Below are 3191 nucleotides of genomic sequence, written 5' to 3' on the forward strand. Positions count from 1 at the left end.
CGTCGATCTGGCGGATCCGGCGGTAACTCACGTGCACCGTCGTTTCCGTGATGCCGTACATATTCACCAGCTCCGGCGCCGTGTCGCTGTGTCGCTCGAACCACGGCCGCAGCTTGTCCAGGGCCAATGCCTCGCCGCCAAACACCACCGTGCGCAACGCCAGCGGCGCCGGCGTCAACTGATCCTGCTCGATGAAGGCATAGAACGCTGACGGCGTCTGGTTCAGCACCGTCACTCGCTGGTCCCGCACCAGCTGGTAGAAGTCCGGCGTCGATTGCGCCACCGCGCGCGGCACTACCACCAGGCGCCCGCCATGCAGCAGCGCACCCCAGATTTCCCATACCGAAAAATCGAAGGCATAGGAATGGAATAGGCACCAGCAATCTTGCTCATTGAAGCGATACCATGGCGCCGTACTGGAGAACAGCCGCGCCACATTCGCGTGCGATACCATCACCCCCTTCGGCTGTCCTGTCGAACCCGAGGTGTAGATCACGTATGCCTGATCATCCGCATGTCCTGCAACAGGCGTCCAATCCCCGTCGAACTCCGGCATGGCGCCGTCATCCAGCAACAGCACGTCGCATCCCTTGGCCACCAAGTGGCGCGTGGACGCCTGCGCCAGCACGATGCTGATTGCCGCGTCGCCCAGCATGAAGGCGATACGCTCGCCCGGATAGATCGGATCGAGCGGAACATAGCTGGCGCCGCACTTGAGAATGGCGAGGATGCCCACCACCACCTCGGCCGAACGCTCCAGGCACAGCCCGACCCGCGTGCCCGGCATGGCCCCCGCCGTCTGCAGGCGCTGCGCCAGGCCGTTCGCCGCGCGCTCCAACTCGCCGTAAGACCACTGCCTTTCACCATCGATCAGCGCCACCGCCGCCGGTTGCGATGCCGCCCGCAGCGCGAACGCCTGATGCAGGCACGCAGCCTCCGCCGGCACCAGCGTCGCGCGGCCGGCATCGAGTAACGCAGCACGGCTGACGCCGTCAATCAGCGACAATCGGGCCATTGGCGCATCCGGGGCCGCCAGCGCGGCTTCGAGCAGGCAGACAAAACTGTCGGCCAGGTGCCCGATCGTCGCCGGGGTAAACAGGTCGCTGCAATAAATCCACGACATGGCCAGGCCTGCGCCATCGTCCTTTACATCGAGCGTCAGGTCGAACTGCGCCGTGCGTTGCGCCGACTCCATCGGCGTCACGCTCAGTCCAGCCAACGAGCCCGATTCCTGTTCATTATTCTGCAGCGACAGCATGACCTGGAACAGCGCCGCATAGCTGAGCGAACGCGCCGGATTGAGCGCCTCCACCAATTCATTGAACGGCAGTTGCTGGTGCGCATACGCCGCCAGTCCAGTCTCTCTGCATTGGCGCAGCAGATCCGCAAAACTGCCCTCACCGTCGATCTGCACCCGCAGCACCAGCGTGTTGACGAAGAAGCCGATCAGTGCGGCCACCTCTGGCTGTTCCCGATTGGCTATCGGCGTGCCTATGGCGATATCATCGGCGCCGCTGTAGCGCGACAGCAGCGCGCTGAACACTGCGTGCAAGCCCATGAACAGGGTTGCGCCCTGTACGCGACAAGCCGCCACCAGCCGCGCGCTCAGCTCCGCATCCAGACGGCTGCGGTGCAATGCGCCACGAAAACTTTGCTGCGTGGGGCGCGGATAGTCCAACGGCAGGCTGTGCACCGTCGGCAGGCCAGCCAGCTTTTCTTCCCAGTAGCGCAATTGCTGCGCATGGCGTGCCTGCTGCGGCTCCTGCTGCTGCCAGTACGCGTAGTCCGCGTACTGGACAGGCAACGCTGGCAGCGCCAGCGTCCGCCCCTGCGCCAGCGCCGCGTAAGCCTCGCAGCACTCGCGCACCAAAATCGCACTGGACCAGCCGTCCGAGGCGATGTGATGCATAACCAGCACCAGCACATGACGCTCATCCGACAAGCGCAACACGCGGCCCCGCAGCGGCAGATCACTGCCGAGGGCGAACGGGCGCGCGCATTCCGCCTCGACCGCTTGCTCCAGCGTTTGCGGCGTGATTTCATCGACCGGCAACTCGAACGCCGTTACCTCGTGCACCTCCTGCCACACCGTGTCGCCATCGCTGGCATAGACCGTGCGCAGCACCTCGTGCCGCCGCACCACTGTTAGCAGCGCCGCATGCAACAGCTTCAGATCCAGCGCGCCGCCCAGTTCCAGCACCTGCGGCATGTGGTACTGCGTGCTGGTGCCACCATTAAAATGGTCAATCAGCCACAATCCCTGCTGACTAGATGATAGAGGGCAACGTTCTCCCTTCGATACGTGCGCCGTGATCAGCTGTTGCGCCGCCTTGGCAGCCCGCTCGACAAAGTGCTTTTCCAGCGCATCGCGCTGCAGACGTAAATGTCCAAGTAGGTCATCACCGATTTCCTGCGGTCTGGCACCAATGAACAGGCGCCCATCCTTGAGGCCAATTGAAATATTTCGCGTTTCAAGCGCTTGCAGTAACTCATGTAATGTCATAACCAGAACCCCTCGCTAGTATCCTGAACATTGGCGCTTAGACGCGCACTCAATGCATTTTCTTCAATTAACATGGCAATCATTCCAGCCTGCAAATGCAATACGCTTTGTTCAAAAATTTTGTTCAAGCTAAAGTCCATATAGAAGGTGTCGCGAATGGTCGATGCCAAGCGCATCGCCAGCAGGGAATGGCCTCCCAATGCGAAGAAATCGCTATGACGGCTGATGGGCCCAACTCCAAGCAGCTCTTGCCAGATAGCAGCCAAGGCGCTCTCCACTTCCCCCTCCGGGGCCGAGAAATCCGCATCAGTAACAGCATTCATGTCGGGAGCAGGCAGCGCACGGCGATCGAGTTTCCCATTCGCTGTCAGCGGCCAAGCCGTCACCGGGATGTACAGCGACGGCACCATATAGTCCGGCAGGCGTACCGCCAGTTCGGTGCGCAGCGAAGCGCTGTCGCAGCCATCCTCCGCACCCTGTACATACGCCACCAGGCGGGTACCGGCAGGCGAACTATCGGCCAGCACCACCGCATCGGCAACGCCCGTACAGGCGCGCAGGGCCGATTCGATATCTCCCAGTTCGATACGGAAGCCACGGATCTTCACCTGGTGGTCACTGCGGCCCAGATATTCGAGCTCGCCATCATGCGTGTAGCGCGCCAGGTCGCCGGAACGGTACAGCCGTT

At 62.2% G+C, this 3191-nt stretch carries 2 protein-coding genes; both read right to left on the bottom strand.

Annotated elements, in window-relative coordinates; all coding sequences use genetic code 11:
- Nucleotides 1–2503 (bottom strand): non-ribosomal peptide synthetase (locus CSQ93_RS28420; RefSeq protein WP_158301410.1); only part of this gene is annotated, 2503 nt, incomplete at its 3' end.
- Nucleotides 2500–3191 (bottom strand): phosphopantetheine-binding protein (locus tag CSQ93_RS28425; RefSeq protein WP_158301411.1); only part of this gene is annotated, 692 nt, incomplete at its 5' end. The genes CSQ93_RS28420 and CSQ93_RS28425, both read right to left, overlap by 4 nt.

The sequence above is a fragment of the Janthinobacterium sp. BJB426 genome (assembly GCF_002735705.1).
GTDB lineage: Bacteria > Pseudomonadota > Gammaproteobacteria > Burkholderiales > Burkholderiaceae_D > Janthinobacterium.